Annotated in this window: 20 protein-coding genes; 4 read left to right on the top strand and 16 right to left on the bottom strand. The window is 68.6% G+C overall.

All coding sequences use genetic code 11. The features are described 5' to 3' along the window. Window positions 1-26 precede the first annotated feature (26 nt). The 8 genes from lipB to trxB form a co-directional block, all read right to left on the bottom strand. Window positions 27-656 (bottom strand): lipoyl(octanoyl) transferase LipB, encoded by a 630-nt coding sequence (lipB, locus tag HYV14_06890; protein MBI2385724.1) that lies wholly within the window; start codon window positions 654-656, stop codon window positions 27-29. A 3-nt stretch (window positions 657-659) separates the two neighbouring features. Then, window positions 660-2081, bottom strand: coding sequence for a dihydrolipoyl dehydrogenase (gene lpdA / locus HYV14_06885; protein MBI2385723.1), 1422 nt, complete (start codon window positions 2079-2081; stop codon window positions 660-662). Between the two features lie 13 nt (window positions 2082-2094). Continuing rightward, complete coding sequence (locus HYV14_06880; protein ID MBI2385722.1) at window positions 2095-3897, bottom strand: 2-oxo acid dehydrogenase subunit E2; 1803 nt, start codon at window positions 3895-3897, stop codon at window positions 2095-2097. A gap of 108 nt (window positions 3898-4005) precedes the next feature. After that, on the bottom strand, window positions 4006-4935 hold the full coding sequence (locus HYV14_06875; GenBank protein ID MBI2385721.1) for an alpha-ketoacid dehydrogenase subunit beta: 930 nt from the start codon (window positions 4933-4935) through the stop codon (window positions 4006-4008). A gap of 74 nt (window positions 4936-5009) precedes the next feature. Next, window positions 5010-5366: a hypothetical protein gene (locus HYV14_06870; GenBank protein ID MBI2385720.1), complete on the bottom strand. Its 357-nt coding sequence runs from the start codon at window positions 5364-5366 to the stop codon at window positions 5010-5012. Next, the gene (locus tag HYV14_06865) at window positions 5261-5989 is read right to left on the bottom strand and encodes a hypothetical protein (GenBank protein MBI2385719.1); all 729 of its coding nucleotides are present in this window, start codon (window positions 5987-5989) and stop codon (window positions 5261-5263) included. The genes HYV14_06870 and HYV14_06865 overlap by 106 nt, the downstream gene beginning before the upstream one ends. Next, on the bottom strand, window positions 5979-6875 hold the full coding sequence (gene lipA, locus HYV14_06860; protein MBI2385718.1) for a lipoyl synthase: 897 nt from the start codon (window positions 6873-6875) through the stop codon (window positions 5979-5981). Before lipA ends, HYV14_06865 begins: the two co-directional genes overlap by 11 nt. Before the next feature lie 2 nt (window positions 6876-6877). Then, window positions 6878-7813, bottom strand: a complete 936-nt coding sequence (gene trxB / locus HYV14_06855) for a thioredoxin-disulfide reductase (protein MBI2385717.1) — start codon at window positions 7811-7813, stop codon at window positions 6878-6880. A gap of 78 nt (window positions 7814-7891) precedes the next feature. Here trxB and folB point away from each other — a divergent pair, with 78 nt between their 5' ends. Both folB and HYV14_06845 read left to right on the top strand, forming a co-directional pair. Beyond that, window positions 7892-8251, top strand: coding sequence for a dihydroneopterin aldolase (gene folB, locus HYV14_06850; protein MBI2385716.1), 360 nt, complete (start codon window positions 7892-7894; stop codon window positions 8249-8251). Next, complete coding sequence (locus tag HYV14_06845; protein MBI2385715.1) at window positions 8248-8877, top strand: 6-carboxytetrahydropterin synthase; 630 nt, start codon at window positions 8248-8250, stop codon at window positions 8875-8877. Before folB ends, HYV14_06845 begins: the two co-directional genes overlap by 4 nt. A 3-nt stretch (window positions 8878-8880) precedes the next feature. On the opposite strand, the gene HYV14_06840 is transcribed toward HYV14_06845, so the two are convergent. The 3 genes from HYV14_06840 to HYV14_06830 are packed head-to-tail and all read right to left on the bottom strand — an operon-like array spanning window position 8881 to window position 11998. Beyond that, window positions 8881-9618: an SDR family oxidoreductase gene (locus HYV14_06840; protein MBI2385714.1), complete on the bottom strand. Its 738-nt coding sequence runs from the start codon at window positions 9616-9618 to the stop codon at window positions 8881-8883. Further along, window positions 9615-10733 (bottom strand): hypothetical protein, encoded by a 1119-nt coding sequence (locus HYV14_06835; GenBank protein ID MBI2385713.1) that lies wholly within the window; start codon window positions 10731-10733, stop codon window positions 9615-9617. The genes HYV14_06840 and HYV14_06835 overlap by 4 nt, the downstream gene beginning before the upstream one ends. Beyond that, the gene (locus HYV14_06830; protein MBI2385712.1) at window positions 10730-11998 is read right to left on the bottom strand and encodes a HAMP domain-containing histidine kinase; all 1269 of its coding nucleotides are present in this window, start codon (window positions 11996-11998) and stop codon (window positions 10730-10732) included. Before HYV14_06830 ends, HYV14_06835 begins: the two co-directional genes overlap by 4 nt. A gap of 30 nt (window positions 11999-12028) precedes the next feature. Between HYV14_06830 and HYV14_06825 the strand changes: the two genes are divergently transcribed. Continuing rightward, the gene (locus tag HYV14_06825; GenBank protein MBI2385711.1) at window positions 12029-13456 is read left to right on the top strand and encodes a HAMP domain-containing histidine kinase; all 1428 of its coding nucleotides are present in this window, start codon (window positions 12029-12031) and stop codon (window positions 13454-13456) included. Here HYV14_06825 and maf read toward each other — a convergent pair. Genes maf through HYV14_06810 form a run of 3 tightly spaced genes read right to left on the bottom strand, consistent with a single transcriptional unit; the run spans window position 13419 to window position 15062 of the window. Further along, window positions 13419-13973 carry a septum formation protein Maf gene (gene maf / locus HYV14_06820; protein MBI2385710.1) on the bottom strand — a complete coding sequence of 185 codons (555 nt, stop codon included), beginning with the start codon at window positions 13971-13973 and terminating at the stop codon, window positions 13419-13421. The two genes, HYV14_06825 and maf, sit on opposite strands and share 38 nt — an antisense overlap. Beyond that, window positions 13970-14698, bottom strand: a complete 729-nt coding sequence (locus tag HYV14_06815) for an FAD-dependent oxidoreductase (protein MBI2385709.1) — start codon at window positions 14696-14698, stop codon at window positions 13970-13972. The genes maf and HYV14_06815 overlap by 4 nt, the downstream gene beginning before the upstream one ends. A gap of 43 nt (window positions 14699-14741) precedes the next feature. Further along, a complete protein-coding gene (locus HYV14_06810) occupies window positions 14742-15062 on the bottom strand; it encodes a divalent-cation tolerance protein CutA (GenBank protein ID MBI2385708.1) in 321 nt (106 codons plus the stop codon). Window positions 15063-15163: 101 nt separating this feature from the next. Here HYV14_06810 and HYV14_06805 point away from each other — a divergent pair, with 101 nt between their 5' ends. After that, window positions 15164-16744 carry a hypothetical protein gene (locus HYV14_06805; GenBank protein MBI2385707.1) on the top strand — a complete coding sequence of 527 codons (1581 nt, stop codon included), beginning with the start codon at window positions 15164-15166 and terminating at the stop codon, window positions 16742-16744. On the opposite strand, the gene pyk is transcribed toward HYV14_06805, so the two are convergent. Together pyk and mtnA are read right to left on the bottom strand one after the other, a co-directional pair. Next, window positions 16735-18204, bottom strand: coding sequence for a pyruvate kinase (pyk, locus tag HYV14_06800; protein ID MBI2385706.1), 1470 nt, complete (start codon window positions 18202-18204; stop codon window positions 16735-16737). The two genes, HYV14_06805 and pyk, sit on opposite strands and share 10 nt — an antisense overlap. Next, complete coding sequence (mtnA, locus tag HYV14_06795; GenBank protein MBI2385705.1) at window positions 18204-19238, bottom strand: S-methyl-5-thioribose-1-phosphate isomerase; 1035 nt, start codon at window positions 19236-19238, stop codon at window positions 18204-18206. Before mtnA ends, pyk begins: the two co-directional genes overlap by 1 nt. Window positions 19239-19352 lie beyond the last annotated feature (114 nt).

Raw genomic sequence — 19352 nt, 5'->3', positions numbered from 1 at the left:
GGATGATGTCGAGGCCGTTCAAGCGGTCAGGGGCGGGCATCGTCCCTGACCATCCGTCCGAAATACTGGAGCATCGCCTGGCCGACGGCCTTGCTCACGGCGTGCTCGTCGACGCTTCCCCCCGTCAGGCGGGCCATGGTGGTCATGACCTCGCTCTCGAGCCGGCAGGGGTGGATGAGGCCGAAAGGGGCCAAGGTGTTGTTCATGTTCAGCGCGAAGCCGTGGTACGCGACGCCGCCGCGCACCGCGACGCCGATCGAGGCCAGCTTCTTGCGCCCGACCCACAGGCCGGTGAAGCCTTTGACGGTCGTCGCCTTCACGCCGAACGGCGCGATCGCCTCGATGAGCACGGCCTCCAGGGCGGCCAGGTACGAGCGGGCCTTGAGGCCGAGCCCGGGCAGATGGAAGATCGGGTAGCCGACGAGCTGCCCCGGGCCGTGCCAGGTCAGGTCGCCCCCGCGCTCGATCTTGTGGACGGGGTACGGGAGCGCCTCGGGGACGGCCTGCTTCGACGAGCGTCCGATCGTGTAGACCGGGTGGTGCTGGCACAGCACGACGGTGTCCGGGATCTTCTCCTCGCTCCGCTCGAAGACGAGCTTGCGCTGGAGGTTCCAGACCTCCTCGTACTCCTTGAGACCCAGATCCCGGACGAGCATCGTCTAGAAGACCGGGGCTTCGCGCTTGACCTGCAGCATGTGCACGGGATGGCCGAGGGCGACCTCGCAGGCCTCCGCGAAGGTCTCGGTCAGGGTCGGGTGCGGGTGGATGGTCTGCGCGACCTGCTCGAGGGTGACGCCGACGGACACCGCGAGGCAGGCTTCCCCGATGAGGTCCGACGCGTTCGTGCCGACGAACCCGGCGCCGAGGATGCGGTTCGTCGCCTTGTCGGCGACGACCTTGCAGAAGCCGTCGGTCTCGCGCACGGCCATCGCGCGGCCGGAGGCGGCGAACGGGAACTTGCCCGTCACCGTCGTGAATCCCGCGGCCTTGGCCTCGGGGTCCGTCATGCCGACCCAGGAGATCTCGGGGTCGGTGAACACGGCCCACGGCACCTGGCCGCGCGTCTCGAGGGGCTCGCCCGCGATGGACTGCGCCGCGAGGATGCCCTCGCGGCTGGCCTTGTGGGCCAGGTAGGGCTGGCCGACGACGTCCCCGATGGCGTAGATGTTGCCGGCGGAGGACAGCATCTCGGTGTCCACGACGACGTGGCCGCGCTTGTCGACCTCGACGCCGAGCTTCTCGAGGCCGAGGCCCTTGGAGCGCGGAGCGCGGCCGACGGACATCAGCACCTTGTCGCAGAGGATCTTCTTCTCCCCCTCCGGGGTCTCCGCGACGACCTCGAGGCGCTTGCCCTTCTTCGTCCACGACTTCGCCTTGGAGGAGAGCATGACGTCCACGCCGAGCTTGGTCAGATTGCGCGATACCGGCGAGACCAGGTCCTTCTCGATGACCGGCAGGAGCGAGTCCGTGAACTCCACGACCGTCACCTTCGTGCCGAGCTTGGCGAAGAAGGTCCCGATCTCGAGGCCGATCACGCCGCCGCCGACGACGACCAGGCCCTCGGGCGGGGTCTTGAGGTCGAGCGCCTCCTTGGAGCCCAGGATGTCCTTGCCGTCGATCGTGAAGCCGGGGACCGAGACGATCTCCGAGCCGGTCGCGATGATCGCGTGCTTGAACTCCACCTCCTCGGCGGAGCCGTCGGCCTTCGTGACCACGGCGGTGTTGGCGGTCGTGAACACGGCCGAGCCCTGGATGTGCTCGCCCTTGTTCCCCTTGACCAGGACGCCGATGTTCTTCACGAAGCCGCCGATCATCTGGTCCTTCCACGCCACGACCTTGGTCCAGTCGAGCTGGTGCTTGGGGTCGTCGAAGCCGGCGTCCTTCGACTTCTTGGACTTGTGGGCGTGCCCCGCGGCGGCGATCAGCGCCTTCGACGGTATGCAGCCGTAGTTGAGGCACTCGCCGCCGAGCTTGTCTCGGTCCACGAGCAGGACCTTCCTGCCGAGCTGGCCGGCCTTGATGGCCGCCACGTAGCCGCCGGGGCCGCCGCCGATGATGAGCACGTCCGTCGAAATAGCCATAGTTACCTCTTTCTTAGAGAAGGGTCTGCGGGTTCTCGAGATGCTTGATGATGGTGTTCATGAAGCTCGCGGCGTCGGCCCCGTCCACGATGCGGTGGTCGAAGGACAGCACCAGGTTCATGACGTCCCGTGCAACGACCTTGCCGTCGCGCACGACCGGGCGCTTCCCGAGCTTCATCAGGCCGAGGATCGCGACCTCGGGGTGGTTCACTATGGGAGTAGCGAAGAGCCCCCCGATGGGTCCGATGTTCGTGATCGTGACCGTCCCGTCCTGCAGCGCGGACACCTCGATCGTCTTGGCGCGGACCTTCTCCGCGAGGGTCGCGATCTCGACCGCCAGGGCCCAGATGTCCTTGTCCTGGGCGGCCTTGACGTTGGGAACGACCAGTCCCTGCGGCGCGGCGACGGCGATGCCGACGTTGTGGCGCCGCTTGATGACGATCTCTCCCGCGGCTTCATCCAAAGACGAGTTGAACATGGGGAACTCGGAGAGCGCTTTGGACAAGGCGCGAACGATGAAGGGCAGGAACGTCAGCTTGACGCCGCGTTTGGCGGCCTCGGGCTTCAGCGACTCGCGCAGGGCCAGAACGGCGGTCATGTCGCATTCATCCATATGCGTGACATGCGCCACGGTGCGCTTGGACTGCTGCATCTTCTCCGCGATCTTGCGGCGTATTCCGGAGAAGGGAACCGTCGTGTCGCCGCTCTGCCGCTGCACCGACACCGGCGCGTAGCCGGTCGCGGACGAGGTCGTGGATGCGGGAACGGGTTCTTGTCGTTTCGTCGTTGCCGTCGCCGTAGGCGCCGCAGGCGCCAAAGCCGCCTTCGCGCGCACGTCGGTCTCGGATATCCGTTTTCCGGGGCCAGTGCCCGAGATGCTTGATAGATCCACTCCAAGGTCGGTCGCCAATTTCTTCACCGCCGGCGTCGCGTTCGCCTTCGAGTTATCGTACGAAGCGCCGCGCGACGGCGTCGCGGCGGCGGAGCCGCCGGCCGTGAACCCCGCGAGGTCGTTCGCGAGCACGCGGCCCTGAGGGCCCGTTCCTTGGACTTGCCCGATATCGATCCCCTGATCCTTCGCCATCTTCCTCACCATCGGAGTGGCCAGTACCTCGGAGGCGGGCCTGGACGGCCGCGGCGCCGCTTGCGCGGCGGCGGCCTTAGGAGAATCGGTCGTAACGGCAACGGAGGGAGAGCTCGTTCCGACGGACCCTTTGACGCCCGCGTACGTGACCAACGGACCATGCACCTTCACCTTTTCGCCAGGCTTCGCGTGCAGCTTGGAAATCGTACCTGTCTTCGGCGACGGGATCTCGACCTCCGCTTTATCCGTTAATACCGCGGCGATCGGCTCGTTTTCTTCGACTTTGGCGCCTTCATTGACGAACCACTTCACCAGTTCCCCTTCGACGAGCCCCTCTCCTATGTCGGGCAAGTTGAACACGAAGGTCCCCGCGCCGGACGCGGCCGCGGGACGTTCCACGACCTCGGTCGCCGAAGCTTGCGGCGCCTTCGGCGCCGCGCCGGAATTCTTGACGGCGACTTTTTCCTCTTTCTTCGGAGCTTCGGCGGCTCCGCCGCCGACCTCGATCGTCGCCAAAGGCGTGTGCACCTTGATCTTCTCGCCCGGCTTGCCGTGAAGCGCGACGATCTTGCCCGCCTTCGGGCTCGGAATCTCGACCTCGGCTTTATCCGTCAATACCGCCGCGATGGGTTGATGCTCCGCCACGGTCTCGCCCACTTGGACGAACCACTTGACGATTTCCCCTTCGACGAGTCCTTCTCCGATATCCGGCAGATTGAATTCGAAGTTCATGTTCTCTCTCTTTAAAAAGGTGCCTTGCCTACCGGTATTTGCGCAAACTCCGGACCCGCCGCCGTTCCCTGCCGGAATAATGCAAATACCGGTAGGCCAGGCACCATATCAAAAGCTTAACGTTTTACGTGCGGCCATCACGACGCGATCGGCGTCGGGGATGTAGTATTGCTCGAGACGGAAAAGGGGCATGCGGATGTCCCAGCCGCCGACGCGGGCGACGGGGGCGAGGAGGCGGAGCAGTCCTCGTTCCGCGATCAGGGCCGAGAGTTCCGCCGCCCAGGAGCCGGTGTTCGGCGCCTCGTGGGCGATGACGCAGCGGCCGGTCTTGCCGACCGAGGCGAGCACGGCTTCCAGATCGAGAGGCGCGAGCGTCCTGAGGTCGAGGATCTCGACGGAGGCCCCGTCTTCCTTCTCCAGGCGCTCGGCCGCCTTCTCGCAGGTGACGGTCATCGCTCCCCAGGTCAGCAAGGTGATGTCCTTGCCTTCCTTGACGAGGCGCGCCTTGCCGATCTCGACGGTGTAATGGCCCGCGGGAACCGGGCCGCGAGCGGCCCGGTACAATAACTTCGGCTCGAAGAACACGACGGGATCGGGATCCTCGATGGCGGCGATCAGCAGGCCTTTGGCGTCGTATGGAGTCGATGGAATGACGACCTTGATGCCGGGCGTGTGGCAGAAGTAGGCCTCCGGGCTCTCCGAGTGATGCTCCGGGGCGTGGATCAGCCCGCCGTGAGGGGCGCGCAGGACGAGCGGCACGGACATCTTGCCGCGCGAGCGGGAGCGGATGCGGCCGAGGTGGCAGACCACCTGGTCGAACACGGAGGGCATGAAGCCGTCGAACTGTATCTCCGCGATAGGCCTCATTCCCGTGATGGCCAGGCCGATGGCCGAGCCCATGATGCCGATCTCGGCGAGCGGGGTGTCGACGACGCGCTCGTCGCCGTACTTCTTCCACAGGCCCTCGGTGGCCCGGAACACGCCGCCGTTGCGGCCGATGTCCTCGCCGAGGATCATGACGCGCTCGTCCCGGCCCATGGAGACGTCGAGCGCCTCGTTGACGGCCTGCACTAGGTTCAGCGTGCGCGTGGCGGCGGGCTTCGGGACGGTCTTCACGGAAACCTCCCTTCCGTCGGAGGAAGCGACATGAGGATCTTCGCGCCGCCCTTGAACTTGAGCAGTTCCTCCAGCTCGGCGCGCTGCTCGATGAGGGCCCGCGGCGCCTTGTCGTAGTTGTCCGCGAACATGTTCAGCGGATTGGGCGCCGGGAATTCCTCATACGCTTTCACTTCGCCGTCGATCCAGCTTCGTGTCTTCGTGGTTAATTCGTTTTCCTTCTTGTCGTCCCATAACTTTTTGGCCGTCAGGAACTTCTTGAACCGCGCGATCGGATCCCTCTTCTTCCAGCTCTCGACCTCTTTGTCTTCTCGATAGCGCGTCGCGTCGTCCGCCGTCGTGTGGTGGCCCATGCGATACGTGCGGCCTGGCGCTTGCGCGGGACCGAGATGGCCCAGCCGTTGTTCTCGATGACGTAGATCGCGGGCAGCTTGAACTGGCCGGCGAAGGTCAGCGCCTCGTGCAGGTCGCCCTTCGAGGAGGTCCCGTCCCCGCAGTAGGTCATCGCCACGCCGCCCTGGCCCTTGAGCTTCTGGCCCCAGGCGAGGCCCGCGACCTGGGTCAGGTGCGTGCCGACCGGGATGGAGAAGATCATGTCGTTGTTCCCGTCGGGAAAATGCGTCCCGCGGTCGTCGCCGGCCCAGTACAGCAGGGCGTAGCGCATCCGCATGCCGCGCGCGAAATAAACGCCCCCGCCCCGGTACGTGGGCACGACCCAGTCGGAGGGCTTCAGCGCCAGCGGCGGGACGCACTGCGTCGCCTCCTGGCCGGTGATCATCGGATACGTGCCGAGGCGGCCGGAGCGCTGGAGGAGGATCGCGCGCTCATCGAAGGCGCGGATCTGGAACATAAGACGGTACATCTCCAACAGAAGCTTGTCCGACGCCTTGGGCATCAGTGATTTATCGACGGTCCCGTCGATCGCGAGGATCTCGAGGCGTTTGATGTCGATGGAGGCGATCGTCTTAAGGGGCATGGTTCTCCAGGTGTCCCTTCATGAAAAGTTCGGCGGCGCGATACGAGGACCGCACGAAGGGCCCCGACGCCACGTAGAGAAAGCCGTGCCTCTTCGCGATCTCGCCATATCTTTTGAATTCGTCGGGATGCACAAACCGTTCTACCATGAGGTGGTGACGCGACCCCGAGGGCCGCAGATATTGCCCGAGCGTCAATATCTCGACCCCCGCCTCGCGGATGTCCTTGAAGCTCTGAATGAGTTCCCCTTCCGTTTCTCCGAGTCCGAGCATCAAAGACGTTTTGGTCGGCGCCTTCGTTCGATACGTTTTGGCGTAAGCCAAAACGTCGAGAGACTGCCTATACCCCGCTTTCGCGTCCCGCACCGTCGCCGTCAGCCGCTCCACGCACTCGACGTTGTGCGCCACCACATCCGGACCGGCGTCGAGGACCGTCTCGAGAAGCCCCTTATCACCCCTGAAATCTTGAAGCAGCATCTCGAGCTTCATGTCCGGATTGACCTTCTTGATCTCGCGTATGCACGCGGCGAGGTGTCCGGCGCCCTGATCGGGCAGGTCGTCGCGGCAGACCGTGGTCAGGACCACGTAATCGACCGCCATCTCCTTCAGCGTCAGGGCGAGCTTGGCGGGTTCTTCCGCGTCGGGCGCCGGCGGCTTCAGGGCCGTGCCCACGGAACAGAAACGGCAGCCGCGCGTGCACGTGTCTCCCATCACCATGAAGGTCGCGGTCCCCCCGCCCCAGCACTCGCCCATGTTCGGGCAGCGCGCCTCCTCGCAGACGGTGGACAGCCCGCGCGAGCGCGAGGCGTCCTTCAGGCGCGCGACGACCGGGCCGGTGGGAAGTTTGACCTTCAGCCAGGGAGGAAGGCGCTCCGCGGCCCGCGGCATGCTCAGTGGTGGCCCTGGTCGGCCAGCCAGCGCTCGGCCTCGAGGGCGGCCTTGCAGCCGTTGCCCGCGGCCGTGATCGCCTGGCGGTAGCGGTGGTCCATGACGTCGCCGGCCGCGAACACGCCCGGCACCGAGGTGCGCGTGCGGTCGTCGGTCACGATGTAGCCGTTCTCGTCCTGCTCGAGCTGGCCGCCGAGGAAGCCGGTCGTCGGCTCGTGGCCGATGGCCATGAACACGCCGCCGGTCTTGAACTCGGTGAGCGCGTTCGTCTTGAGGTTTTTGAGGCGAACGCCGTCGACATGGCCGTTGCCCAGGATCTCGTCGACGACCGAGTCCACGACGAAGGTGATCTTGGGGTTCTTGCGGGCGCGGTCGAGCATGATCTTCGAGGCCCGGAACGAGTCGCGGCGGTGGACGAGGACGACCTTCGCGGCGAACTTCGTGAGGAAGGTGGCCTCCTCCATGGCGGTGTCGCCGCCGCCGACGACGACGACGTCCTTGCCCTTGAAGAAGAAGCCGTCGCAGGTCGCGCAGGCCGAGACGCCGTGGCCCATCAGGCGCTTCTCGCTGTCGATGCCGAGCCACTTGGCGTTGGCGCCGGTGGCGATGATCAGGGCCTGGGCCGAGGCGGCCGTGCCCTCCGAGGTCTCGACGTAGAACGGGCTGCCGTTCTTGAGGTCGACCTTGGTCACGTACTCGTTGACGATCTTCACGCCCAGGCGCTGCACCTGCTTCTGCATGCGCTCCATGAGCTCGGGGCCGGCGATGGGCTCGGGGAAGCCGGGGAAGTTCTCCACGTCCGAGGTGATCATGAGCTGCCCGCCCATGGAGACGCCTCCGAAGACGAGGGGGTCCATGTTCGCCCGCGCGGCGTAGATCGCGGCGGTGTAGGCGGCCGAGCCGGACCCGATGACGACGATTTTCTTCGATTCTGCCATGAGGCGATTATAACATTTCACCCCCCCCGCGCCCGTCCGGGGCGCCTTTCCGGGGGCCGGCCTTGCTAGAATAAGACGATGTCCGACATGATCTGGCTCAACGGGGTCGAATGCCGCTCGAAGATCGGGGTTCCGGCCGCCGAGCGCGCGCGCCGTCAGAAGCTCCTGGTGGACGCGGGGCTCGAGGTGGACGCCCGCCCCGCCGCCGCGCGGGACGACTTCCGCCTGACGGTGGATTACTGGGCGGTCGAGAAGCTGATCCGCGCCGAGGCCGAGTCCCGGGAGTGCGCCCTGATCGAGACCATGGCCGAGCGCCTGGCCGCCGCCGTGCTGAAGGCGAACGCCTCCGCCTCGGCGGTGACGATCCGCGTGCGCAAGACCCCGGCCGTCATGCCCAAGACCCGAGAGGTCGTCGTCGAGATACGGAGGACGAGATGATCATCCGAAAGCTGTACCGCTTCGAGGCGTCGCACATCGTCCGGAACTGCTCCTCCGACCGCTGCAAGTACTCCGTGCACGGCCACAGCTTCCGCTGCGAGCTGTTCCTCACCGCCGACCGCCTCGACCGCGGGCAGATGGTCTACGACTTCGGCCTGCTCAAGGGCGGGGTGAAGGACTTCCTCGACGGCTTCGACCACGCCTCGCTGTTCTGGGACAAGGAGGCCCCGGCCTACGTCAAGGCGATGAAGGACAACTCCAAGCGCTGGGTCTCTTTGCCCGTCTCCCCGACGGCCGAGCAACTCACGCGCGTGATCTTCGTCGCCGTCCAGGCGATGCTCGACAACACGGTGAAGACCAACGGCGACGACACCGCGCGGGTCCACTCCGTGATCCTGCACGAGACCGAGACCGGCTACGCGCAGTGCTTCCGTCAGGACGCCTACGACGCGCAGATGGGCGAGATCGCCTTGAAGGACATCGTGTTCTCCCCCCAGGCGAAGGCCGAGTGGGCCGACCCGAAGATGTGGGACAAGCTCCTCAAGGGCGTGAAGACCGTCAACCCGAGGATCGAGACGCAGATAGCCGCGTCCTTTCCCTCCAAGCCCAAGAGCCGGGCCCGCTAAGCGTCAGGCGACGAGGCGTCCGCCGTCCACGGCGAGCTCGGCGCCCGTCGAGTAGTCGGCGGACTCGGCGAGGTACAGGCAGGCGCGCGCGACGGCCTCGGGCGTGCCCAGGCGCTTGAGCAAGGTCGCCTCGGACACCTTGCGCTTCTCCGCCTCGCCCATGTCCTCCGGCGCGAGCACGGGGCCCGGGAGGATCGCGTTCACGCGGATCTCGGGCGCGAGGGACTTCGCGAGCAGCTTGTTGACGCACAGCAAGGCCGCCTTGGAGGCGCAGTAAGGCCCGAAGTCGGCGTACGGGCGGTGCCCGGCCCAGTCCGCGATGTTGATCACGGCCCCCCCTCCGGTCCTCTTCAGCCAGGGGGCGCAGGCCTGCGCGAGGTGGTAGGGCGCGCGCGCGTTCACGGCCATGTGCCGGTCCCAATCCTCGGGGGTCGCGGACGCGAACGGGGTGCGCTCGTACAGCGAGGCGGAGTTGACGAGGACGTCGACGCCGCCGAAGCGGCGGGCGACCGCGTCGGCGAGCTTGCGCGGCGCGTCCGCGTCGAGCAGGTCGGCGCGGAAGACGTCGGCGTCGGCGCCGGACAGGGACTTCACGCCCGCGACGAGCTCGCGCGCCTCGGCCGCGGAGGTGTTGTAGTGCGCGGCGACGCGCGCGCCCTTGGCGGCGAAGGCGAGCGCGATCACGCGCCCCACGCGCCGCGCCGAGCCCGTGACGAGGACGACCTTGCCCTTCAGGTTCATTTCTTCGTCCCCTGGGGCGGCGGCGCCGGCCCCGGCTTCGGCATCGCGAGGCCGCTGCTCAGCATGCGCATCACGAGCTGCTGGATCTTCTGCATCTTGGCCTGCTGCTCCTGAGGGGTCGTGATCGTGTTCGAGGCGATGCCGCTCTTGAGGTCCCGGAGCATCTCGTTGAGCTCGTCGAAATCGGCCTTCTGCTGAGGCGTCATGTTCCTCGTGATCGCGGGGTTGCTCAGCATCGGGGCGATCGACTCGAGCATGCCCACCATGCTCTTGTTCATCGCGTCGCCCTGGGCCGTCATCTGCTGGACCTTCTGCATCTCGTCGGGCACGGCGGCGGGAGCCTCCTCGCCGCCGGGCCCGCGCAGAAGGTCGAGCCCGGAGGCGCCCGCGGGGGCCCCGGCCTCCGGCGCCTGCGCCGCGGCCGCCTGCACCTGCTGCATCTGCCGCTGGAGCTCCGCCATCTGATCCTCGGTCGGGGCCGCCTGCGCCGCGACCGCGGCCATCTGGGCGGCCGCCGAGGACTTCTCCACGAGCAGGCCCGTCCCGTACTGGAGGCCGAGGACGGCGGCGGCGAGCGCGGCGCAGGCGCCGCGCGCCGCCCAGGCGTTCGCCTGGAACAGCGAGGCCAGGCCGCACGCCGCGATCCACGCGGCGAGGAGCGCCGGCGCGACCCACGCCGACGGAAACCACTGGGTCAGCGCCTGGACGGGCGCGGCGGCGAGCGCGACCGCGGCGACGAGCAGGGCCCGGTCGAAATCCCCGGCGGACCCGAGGGCGCGTCCGAGGCCGTAGAGCAGGCTCGAGGCGAGGAGGTACAGCGACGCCCAGGCGCCGAGGGCGAGGAGGCCGACGGCCCCGATCTGCCACGCGGGGTAGGAGCGCAGGAGGTCGGGGTTCGACAGCGCGATCTTGACCAGGTTCAGCGCGAAGAACAGCGCGCCCCAGAACAGCGCGGCCGCGAAGGCGGCGCCGGGGCCGGCCGCGGGGCGCGCCGCGAGCTTGGCGAAGACGCCGGGCGCGTTGACGAGCGCCGTCAGAGAGAGCTCGAGCAGCTCCGGGATCGCCGGCGCCGGGGGCGGCGGGGCTTCTTTCTTCTCGGCGGCGGGTTCGCTCATGATCTCTGCTCCGCGCGGCGTCCGGCCCACGTCGAGTCCTCGAGGCGGATCTTCGGCAGCTCGCGCTCGAGCGGCACGACGAGCAGCGCGGCGGTGTACCCGCCCTTGCTCTTGACCTTCAGGCCGCCGCCGATGCGCTCGAGGAACCGGCGCGACATGGACAGGCCCAGCCCCAGGCCGTGCGAGCCGCGGCGGGCCGAGACGAAGGGCTCGAACATCGTGACCTTGTCGGTCTCGGAGACGCCGCCGCCGTCGTCGGAGACCTCGATCTCGGCGTTGGCGCCCTCGCGGCGCAGCAGGACCGTCACGGCCCCCCCGCCGCGGGAGGCGCAGGCCTCGAGGGAGTTCTGCAGGACGGAGAGCAGCGCCAGCTCGATCGAGCGGCGCTCGGAATGGACCGGGGGCGGCGCGCTCTGGACGAGGATGGACACCTGGACGCCGTCGGGGGCGAACGCCTCCCGGCACTCGTCGACGCAGGCGCCGACGAGCCCGGCGAGGTCCACCGCCGCCGCCGGCGGACGCGCCGTCGTCAGCGCGCTCTGGTCGCCCAGCACGCGCGAGAGCTTGACGCCGAGTTCTCCGGCGGCCTTGCGCAGGCGCTCCACGCGCTCCGCCTGCCTCGGGTCGTCCTTGGGCGCCAGCGCGATCGCCTCGGCGACCGAGGTGATGGTGATCGCGTAGTCGCGCAGCTGGAACAGGGCGTAGGAGAGGTATTCCCCGACCTGGGCGGCGCGAAGGCGGGCGATCGTGCCGCGGGCGACGGCCGCTGCGCGCGAGCGGGCGGGGCCGAGGGCCAGGCCCGCCGCCGCGGGAGCGAGCGCGAACAGGAGGCCGCGCAGGACGAGGGTCCAGACCAGCTCCGGGTTCGCCTCGGCCGCGGGGCCCACCGTGGCGATGAGGAACGCGGTGAAGCCGGCCGGAACGACGGCGGCCAGGGCCCCGGCGGCCGCGCCGAACTCCAGGGCGAGGACGACGGCCGGGACCAGCACGCCGAGGTCGATGACGCCGGCCCACTGCTGGGTCCACTGCGCGGTCCACATGACGAGCAGGATGTCCCCCGCGCAGAAGGCCGCGAGGGCGGACCGCCGAGCCTTCGCGTCCCGGATCCTGCCGGAGAAGACGGCCGCGGCCGACGCGGCCACGGCGGCCAGCGCGGCGAGCGCGGGCAGCGAGACGCTGACGGCCTTGCCGCGCGCGCCGAGGAAGGCGGCGGCCAGCACGAGAAGGAGGTTCACGGCGCGCAGCGCCCAGAGCGCGGGGGTCATCGCGCGCCAAGTATAGCCGAAAATCATAGAATGAGCCAGGTCCGAAACCCCATGCGCCTGAGTCTGAGCCTCGCCCTCGTCTTCGCCGTGTCCGGCGGCCTCGTCGCCGGCGGCCTCGTCCTTTTGGGCGTGCGCTCCTCGCGGCACGAGGCCTACGCGCAGGCCGAGCATCTGGGGGCCGTGACCTTGACCGCCGTGCAGGCCGTGGTCCAGTCCGAGGCGCGCCAGGGCCGTCTGGGCGAGGTCGGCAAGCGCTTCACCGACCTCATCCGCCGCGCTCAGATCGCGACGATCGTCGTCCGCGACCGCAGGGGCAGGCGCCTCGTCGGCAGCTCCGAGGACTCGAAGCTGATCGGCCGCGAGCCCAAGTCCGGCCGCCGCATCGCCCAGGTGACCGACGGGATCTTCGACGTCGAGGGGCCGGTGGACCTCGGGCCGCGCGGCAGGGGCGTCGTGCAGGTCGGCTTCCGGACGGACGCCCTCGAGCGGCGCCTCGACGAGATCGGCGCGCGCGGCGTGCAGGCGGGCGTCACCGCCTTCGGCGCGATCACCTTGATCGCCTGGCTGATCGGCCTGTTCGCGGGCGAGCGCCTCGAGCGCCTGGTCGGGCGGCTCGAGGCGATGGCCGCCGACCCGCAGAACTTCCGGCGCCTGGGCGGCGAGGGCGACGGCGACGAGGTCTCCCGCCTGACCGCCGCGTTCAACCGCATGGGCGTGAGCCTCAAGGCCGAGACCCGCCGCCGGCGCACGCTCGAGGCGGAGAAGCGCGAGCTCGCCGCGATGCTCGTCCACGACCTCAAGACGCCGATGACCGTCATCCGCTCCGGCCTCACCTTGCTCTCCGATTTCGCGACGAAGGGCGGCAAGCGCGAGCACAACCGGACCTTCGAGCTGCTCGAGATGTCGACGGCCCGCCTCCAACGCATGGTCGAGGACGTGCTCCAGCTCGCCAAGCTCGAGGAGACGTCCATCCTGTCCAACACCGACCTCGTGGAGATGAGTGCGCTGGCCCGCGCCTGCGCCAAGGATTTCGGCCTGATCGTGGCCGACCGCAAGCAAAGCCTCGACCTGGCCCTCCCCGACGACGCCCCTCCTCCCGTGCTCGGCGACCCGGCCCTGCTGCGCCGCGTCCTCGACAACCTCGTGCACAACGCCGTCGAGCATACGCCTTCGGGAGGGCGCATCTCGATCAAGGTCCGCGCCGAAGGCCCGGACAAGGTGCTCGTCGAGGTGAGCGACTCGGGCCCCGGCGTCCCCCCCGAGGCGCGCGAGGAGCTCTTCCGGAAGTTCTTCCAGCGGGACATGAAGCGCCACGTGGGCAACGTCGGCCTGGGGCTGGCCCTGTGCGAGAAGGTCGTCACCCGCCACGGCGGCGCGATCGGCGTCGGCGACGCCGAGGAGAAGGGCGCCCGGTTCTACTTCACGCTTCCCGTCGCGCCCGAGCCAGAAGCCGTCTGACCGAGCGCATCGGCAGGCCGGTCACGTTGTCGCGGTCGCCGACGATGCGCGCGACGAGCGGGTCATGGCGGTCCTGGACGGCGTACGCCCCCGCCTTGTCCATGTGCTTGCCCGCCAGCCGCTTCAGCCGGTCCGCGTCGAGGAGGCGGGCGTAGACCTTGGTGACCGCGACCTCGGTGTACACCCGCCGCCCGATCGCGAGCGCCGTGCCGGTGTAGACGCGCTGGGTTCGTCCCGACTGCAAAGTGATCATGCGCACCGCGTCCTTCAGGTCCTTGGGCTTGCCCAGGATCTCGCCCATGCAGACGACGATGGTGTCGGCGCCGAGCACGGGCCGGCCGGGATGGCGCTTCGCGACATCCAGCGCTTTAAGCCGCGCTAATTTGACGACGTGCTTCCGCGGATCCTTCTCATCGATGTTCTCATCCACTCCGCTCGGGTCGACGCTGAAGCTCACTCCGGCCGCCCGCAATATCGCGCGACGCCGAGGTGAAGCCGAGGCGAGTATGAGCTTCAAAAGAGGTCCGTGTAATCGCCCCATTTCTCGGTCCGTATGCTTTGGGGCGGGATTCCGAGCCCCTCCAATCCTTCCCTCAGTTCCTGAACCATCTTGTTCGGCCCGCACAGGTAATAAACCGCCGCCGCGTCGTTCGCGGCGGCGAACACCGAGCCCGCGTTCCATCGGCCTATTTCTCCGTCCCAGTCCGTCCCGGCGCCCGGTTGGGTCACCTTCTCGTTGACGTTGATGCCGTGGCTTCGCCAGCCTTCATATTCATGGCGATACAACAGTCCTTCGGGCTTCTTCGCCGCGCAGCACAACGTGATCCGGTTCTCGTTCTTCATGCCTATCTTCAGCAGGCACATCGCCCGGAACGGCGTCAGCCCCGTGCCGCCGGACACCAGCACCGCGTGGCGCAGCGAGCCGTCGTAGGTCCAGCGCCCGAACGGTCCGCGCACGGCGAGCCCCCCCTCCGCGTGCGGCTTCAGCGCCCCGAGGCGCTCGGAGAACGCCCCCACCATTCCCACCGTCACCTCGAAATACTCGCTTTCCGCGAGCGGCGAGGAGCAGATCGAGTACGCGCGCCAGGTCTTCGGGTCGTCGGCGAAATGGAACATCAGGAACTGACCGGGCGTGAAGCGGAACCCCGCGGGGGAGGCGAAGCGGAAGGTGCGCGCGCCGGGCGCCTCGTCGCGGGCCTCGAGGAGGACGGGCCAGTAGGTCGGGTGGACGGGTTTGTTCATCGTTCGACTATCCTCGAGGATAGCCGCGGCTCCGAGGGCGGATTCATTCGAGCTCCCCCGCGAGCCACTGGAGGTAGGGCTTGGCGCCGTCCTCGACCTTCAGCGCGAGCACCTCGGGGATCGCGTAGGGGTGGCGCGCCGCGACCCAGCGCTTGAGCGCGGGCAGCTTCGCCGCGGAAGTCTTCGCGACGAGCAGGCTTTCCGCGTCGCGGCGCATCCTTCCCCGCCAGCGGTAATGCGATACCGCGCCCGGGACGACGTTGACGCAGGCCGCGAGCCTCTCGGTCACGAGCCCCCGGGCCAGGATCTCGGCCCGCTTTCCGCGCGGAGCGGTCATCAGTACGACGCGAAAGGGGCTCGCCATGGCCGCCATTCTAGCAGATAGGCCCCTTTCTGGGCCCGGTCCCAGGGAGCCCCTGACCAAAGACCCTGTAGGACGCTTCGCGCCTCGCTTATCCTCGGTCTATGAAGCCGTTCCGGCTCGTCCTCGGGGCTTTACTCCCGCTGCTTCTCGCCGTCGGCGCGGCCGCCGGCGTCGTCTCCGTCCCGCAGCGTCTCGCGGGCTACCAGGCCGGCTTGACCTCCTACCGGACCGGCGCCGCGGCGTCGTTCCTGCGCGACGACGCGGCCCAGGCCCTTCTGCGCGCCCGGGATCCGGGCATGCTCGCCCCCTCCTTCCAGCGCGCGCATGAGATACTCGATCTCGCCGCGCTGCCCGGTCAATACGAGGACGCCGCCAACCTGCGCCGCGCCCTGGTCGCTCGCGACTCCGAGCCGTCCTTCCGCAGGCCCGCCGACATCCGCGCCTTCTACGCGGGCCGCGGCCTGGCCTCGGCCGAGATGCGGAAAGTCGTCGCGGCCCTCGCCGAATGGCGCACGCTCGACGCGGAGCTGCGCGGCTGGCTCGGCGCGGCGGGCGCGACCGAGGAGCTCTGGGAGGGCCTGACCGTGGACGAGCGCTCCTCGGCGATCGTCGCCGCGCTGCGCGAGCAGCTCCTTCAGGGGCGCCGTCTGTCCATGGACGGGACCGCTTACCGCGCGCGTCTCGAGGAGTTCGCCCGGCGCGCCGCGCCCTATATGTCGGCCAACGAGGACTACCGGATGGACCGGACTTTGGAGCGTCACGAGGCCCTGGCCGCCGACCTGCGGCGCGCTCGCCGCGCCGCGAGGCGCGCCCGGGACGAGGGGCTGTCCGCCGTGCTCGGCGCCGTCAGCGCCGCCGGCGACATGGACGCCGCGCGCGGCGCCCTCGACCGGCTCGCGGAGAGCGACGCTCCCGGCTCGACGCCGGAGAAGATATCCAAGAGGACGCTCGCGGCCGTCTCGGCCCGCCTGCCCGCCGCCGTCAAGCGCTGGGCCGCCGGCACGCCCGCGGAGCCGGTCCTCGACCGGGCGCTGGGCCGCGTCGAGCTCGACCAGCTCGAGACGGCGCTCGGCGGCTACCAGAACGAGACCGACCGCCTGATCGTCTCGCGTGAGAACCTGGGGCTGTTCCTGCTCGAGCGCGGACGAAAGGCCGGAGACCTCCTGACCGACGACGCGCTCCTGGCGGACTTCGCCCTCGAGATGGCCCCGATCATAGTCCACGAGACCACGCACCGCCTGCAGCGCCTGCATGCCGACGCCTCGAGGATGACGACGACCGACGCGGCCATGCTGTACGGCCACGAGGACGAGCGCGAGGCCTTCACCGTGCAGGCGCTCTTCGTGAAGGCCTTCGCGAAGCGCCATCCGGAGCGCGCGGCCGCCTTCGCCGGCAGCGAGCGCTTGTCGTTCTTCTGGAAGCCGGAGACCATCGCGAAGACGATCGCGGCCGTGCCGTACGGCTATTCGAACGTCCCCTCCGCCCACGGCTCGCGGGCGCGCGCCGTGACCTTGGCCGCCTTCAAGGCGGCCGAGCCCCGGACGGGGCCGAAGGCGGCGGCGGGGGCGCGGGTGGACCGTCAGCTGAAGGAGCTCGACCGCTTCAACGCCTACCTCGACGCGATGGACGCGCGCCTGCGGGCGTGGACGCGCGCCCTGCGGCGCGCCGCCGCTCAGCGGTAGGTCAAGGACCCGACGACGTGGATCTTCAGCATGTTCGAGGCCTTGTGCTTCGCCGTGCCGCCGGCCGTGACGAGGGTCGTTTCCCCTTGCCTGACGACGCCGCTCTTGAGCAGGATCCTCTCGCCGTAGCCGAGCATCTCGTCGGTCGTCTTGCCGAGGGGGCAGATCATCGGCGCGATGCTCCAGTACAGCGCGAGCTGGTTGTAGGTCGCCTTGAGAGGGGTCATCGCCACGATCGGCGCGTAGGGCCGGTACTTCGACATGATGCGCGCCGACCAGCCGGTCATCGTGTAGACGATGACGGCCTTGGCGCCGGTGACGTCGCAGGCGTCGTGCGTCGCGCGCGCGAGCGCGTGAGCGAAGCCCGTCTCCGGGGAGTCGAGCAGGCCGTGGGGTATCATCCTGTACCTGAAATTAGAGGCCTCGGCGCGGCGGATGATGTCGGCCATCACCGTCACCGTCTCGACGGGATAGAGCCCGACGGCGGACTCGCCGGACAGCATGACCACGTCGGCGCCGTCGTAGATCGCGTTGGCCACGTCGGAGGCCTCCGCGCGCGTCGGCTGGGCGTGGCTGATCATGCTCTCGAGCATCTGCGTGGCGACGATGGAGAGCTTGCCGGCGTCGTTGGCCCGGCGCACGAGCATCTTCTGCAGGGCGGGCACCTCGGCGGCGGACAGCTCGACGGCCAGGTCGCCGCGGGCGATCATGATGCCGTCGGCCGCGTCGAGGATGTCGTCGATGCGGTCGAGCGCGAGCGGATGCTCGATCTTCGCGATGATGCGCGTCGGCGCCCCCGCCTTCTGGATGATGCGGCGGGCCTTGAGGATGTCGTCGGGCGAGCGAACAAAGGAAAGAGCCACATGATCAATGCCGCACTTGAGGCCCATCTCCAGGTCGCGCAGGTCCTTCGCGGTCAGCGCGGGCAGGTCGATGTCGGCGCCGGGCAGGTTGATGCCCTTGTGCTCCTTGAGCTTGCCGCCGATGACGACCTCGCAGTCCACCCAGTTCGAGCCGGTCTTGAGCACGGACAGCACGATGGAGCCGTCGTCCAGGCGGATCTCCATCCCCTTCCTCACGGTCTGGGGGAGCTTCTTGAAGCTCGTGGAGAATTCCTCGGCCGTTCCCGGGATGTCGGCGACGCTGATGCGCGTCTTCGCCCCCTTGCGCAGGTCGATGGCCTCGCCGTTGCGCAGGCGGCCGACGCGCAGGCGCGGGCCCTGGAGGTCCATGACGACGGAGCAGGCGCGGCGGCTCTGCCGGGACATGGAGCGGATCAGGTTGACGTTCTTCTCGAGCTCCGCGAGCGAGGCGTGGGAGCAGTTCAGGCGGAACGCGTCGACGCCGGCGGCGAGCAGGTCGAGCATCACGGCGGGCTTGGCCGAGACGGGGCCGAGCGTGGCGAGGATCTTGGTGAGCTTGGGGCGGGTCGTCGGCGGCTTGTGCTGGTGATTGGACATTAGTTGTTTAGAACCTTCCTTAGATTCGCGCCGTTGACCGGCGAGACGACCCCTTTCTCCGTGACGATCGCGGTGACGAGCGCGTGGGGCGTGACGTCGAAGCCGAAATGATGGGCGTTCGCCCCCTTCGGAGCGATCTTGACCCCGAAGATCTCGACGACTTCCTGGGTCGAACGCTCCTCGATCGGGATGAGATCCCCGTGCTTGGTCGACAGGTCGACGGTGGTGGACGGGGCCACCACGTAGAACGGGATGCCGTGGTGCTTGGCGAGGATGGCCAGGCCGTACGTGCCGATCTTGTTGCACACGTCGCCGTTGGCGGCGATGCGGTCGGAGCCGACGATCACCGCGTCGATCTTCCTCGTCTTCATCAGGTGGGCGGCCATGTTGTCGGTGATGAGGGTCGCCGGGATGCCGGCCATCATCAGCTCCCACAAAGTCAGCCGCGCGCCCTGGAGGTAGGGCCGGGTCTCGCACGGGTACACGTGCGAGACCTTTCCGGCCAGCCAGCCTCCGCGGATCATGCCGACCGCGGTCCCGATCCCGGCGGTGGCCAGGGCTCCGGCGTTGCAGTGGGTGATGACGCTCGAGCCGCGCCGCAGGAGCCGCGCTCCGAGAGTCGCCATGCGGGCGTTGAAGCCGAGGTCGTCCTCGTAGTACTTCACCGCGGCGGCGGCCATGCGCTTGGAGAGGGTCTTCTCCGGGCCGGCCTTCGCGACGGCCAGCATGTGGTCGAGCGCGTGCATCAGGTTCACGGCGGTGGGGCGGGCGCGGCGCAGGACGGGCTCGGCCTTGAGCACGTCGGAGAGCTTGTTGCGGCGGGCGGCGAGCGCCATCCCGTAGGCGGCGGCGCAGCCGATCAGCGGGGCGCCCCGCAGGACCATGTCCTTGGTCGCCTTGGCCACGTCGGCGGCGGTGCGGCAGGTCGCGTACTTGACGGTCCTCGGCAGATAGCGCTGGTCGAGGACGATGAGGCGGTCCCCCTTCCAGACGATGTGCTTGATCGGGTCTTCGTGCAGCGGCTTCTTGGCCATTCTTTTTTCGAAAGCGATTATAGCTTTTAAGGCAGGGCCCGTATAAACGGGACGAGGGCGAACAAGGCTTGCTGCCTTGTTCGCCCTCGCACTTCGCGCCGGCGAGACCGAAGC

Source organism: Elusimicrobiota bacterium (assembly GCA_016182905.1).
Classification (GTDB): Bacteria; Elusimicrobiota; Elusimicrobia; order UBA1565; family UBA9628; genus GWA2-66-18.
Note: the sequence above shows the minus strand (reverse complement) of the source record. Positions and strands in the feature narration are given on the sequence as shown.

What these genes read in the sequence shown, in the direction of transcription:
- lipB (MBI2385724.1), bottom strand. Translation starts at nt 656, where the DNA reads ATGCTCGTCCGGGATCTGGGTCTCAAGGAGTACGAGGAGGTCTGGAAC.
- lpdA (MBI2385723.1), bottom strand. Translation starts at nt 2,081, where the DNA reads ATGGCTATTTCGACGGACGTGCTCATCATCGGCGGCGGCCCCGGCGGC.
- HYV14_06880 (MBI2385722.1), bottom strand. Translation starts at nt 3,897, where the DNA reads ATGAACTTCGAATTCAATCTGCCGGATATCGGAGAAGGACTCGTCGAA.
- HYV14_06875 (MBI2385721.1), bottom strand. Translation starts at nt 4,935, where the DNA reads ATGGGCCGGGACGAGCGCGTCATGATCCTCGGCGAGGACATCGGCCGC.
- HYV14_06870 (MBI2385720.1), bottom strand. Translation starts at nt 5,366, where the DNA reads ATGGGCCACCACACGACGGCGGACGACGCGACGCGCTATCGAGAAGAC.
- HYV14_06865 (MBI2385719.1), bottom strand. Translation starts at nt 5,989, where the DNA reads ATGCCCCTTAAGACGATCGCCTCCATCGACATCAAACGCCTCGAGATC.
- lipA (MBI2385718.1), bottom strand. Translation starts at nt 6,875, where the DNA reads ATGCCGCGGGCCGCGGAGCGCCTTCCTCCCTGGCTGAAGGTCAAACTT.
- trxB (MBI2385717.1), bottom strand. Translation starts at nt 7,813, where the DNA reads ATGGCAGAATCGAAGAAAATCGTCGTCATCGGGTCCGGCTCGGCCGCC.
- folB (MBI2385716.1), top strand. Translation starts at nt 7,892, where the DNA reads ATGTCCGACATGATCTGGCTCAACGGGGTCGAATGCCGCTCGAAGATC.
- HYV14_06845 (MBI2385715.1), top strand. Translation starts at nt 8,248, where the DNA reads ATGATCATCCGAAAGCTGTACCGCTTCGAGGCGTCGCACATCGTCCGG.
- HYV14_06840 (MBI2385714.1), bottom strand. Translation starts at nt 9,618, where the DNA reads ATGAACCTGAAGGGCAAGGTCGTCCTCGTCACGGGCTCGGCGCGGCGC.
- HYV14_06835 (MBI2385713.1), bottom strand. Translation starts at nt 10,733, where the DNA reads ATGAGCGAACCCGCCGCCGAGAAGAAAGAAGCCCCGCCGCCCCCGGCG.
- HYV14_06830 (MBI2385712.1), bottom strand. Translation starts at nt 11,998, where the DNA reads ATGACCCCCGCGCTCTGGGCGCTGCGCGCCGTGAACCTCCTTCTCGTG.
- HYV14_06825 (MBI2385711.1), top strand. Translation starts at nt 12,029, where the DNA reads ATGAGCCAGGTCCGAAACCCCATGCGCCTGAGTCTGAGCCTCGCCCTC.
- HYV14_06815 (MBI2385709.1), bottom strand. Translation starts at nt 14,698, where the DNA reads ATGAACAAACCCGTCCACCCGACCTACTGGCCCGTCCTCCTCGAGGCC.
- HYV14_06810 (MBI2385708.1), bottom strand. Translation starts at nt 15,062, where the DNA reads ATGGCGAGCCCCTTTCGCGTCGTACTGATGACCGCTCCGCGCGGAAAG.
- HYV14_06805 (MBI2385707.1), top strand. Translation starts at nt 15,164, where the DNA reads ATGAAGCCGTTCCGGCTCGTCCTCGGGGCTTTACTCCCGCTGCTTCTC.
- pyk (MBI2385706.1), bottom strand. Translation starts at nt 18,204, where the DNA reads ATGTCCAATCACCAGCACAAGCCGCCGACGACCCGCCCCAAGCTCACC.
- mtnA (MBI2385705.1), bottom strand. Translation starts at nt 19,238, where the DNA reads ATGGCCAAGAAGCCGCTGCACGAAGACCCGATCAAGCACATCGTCTGG.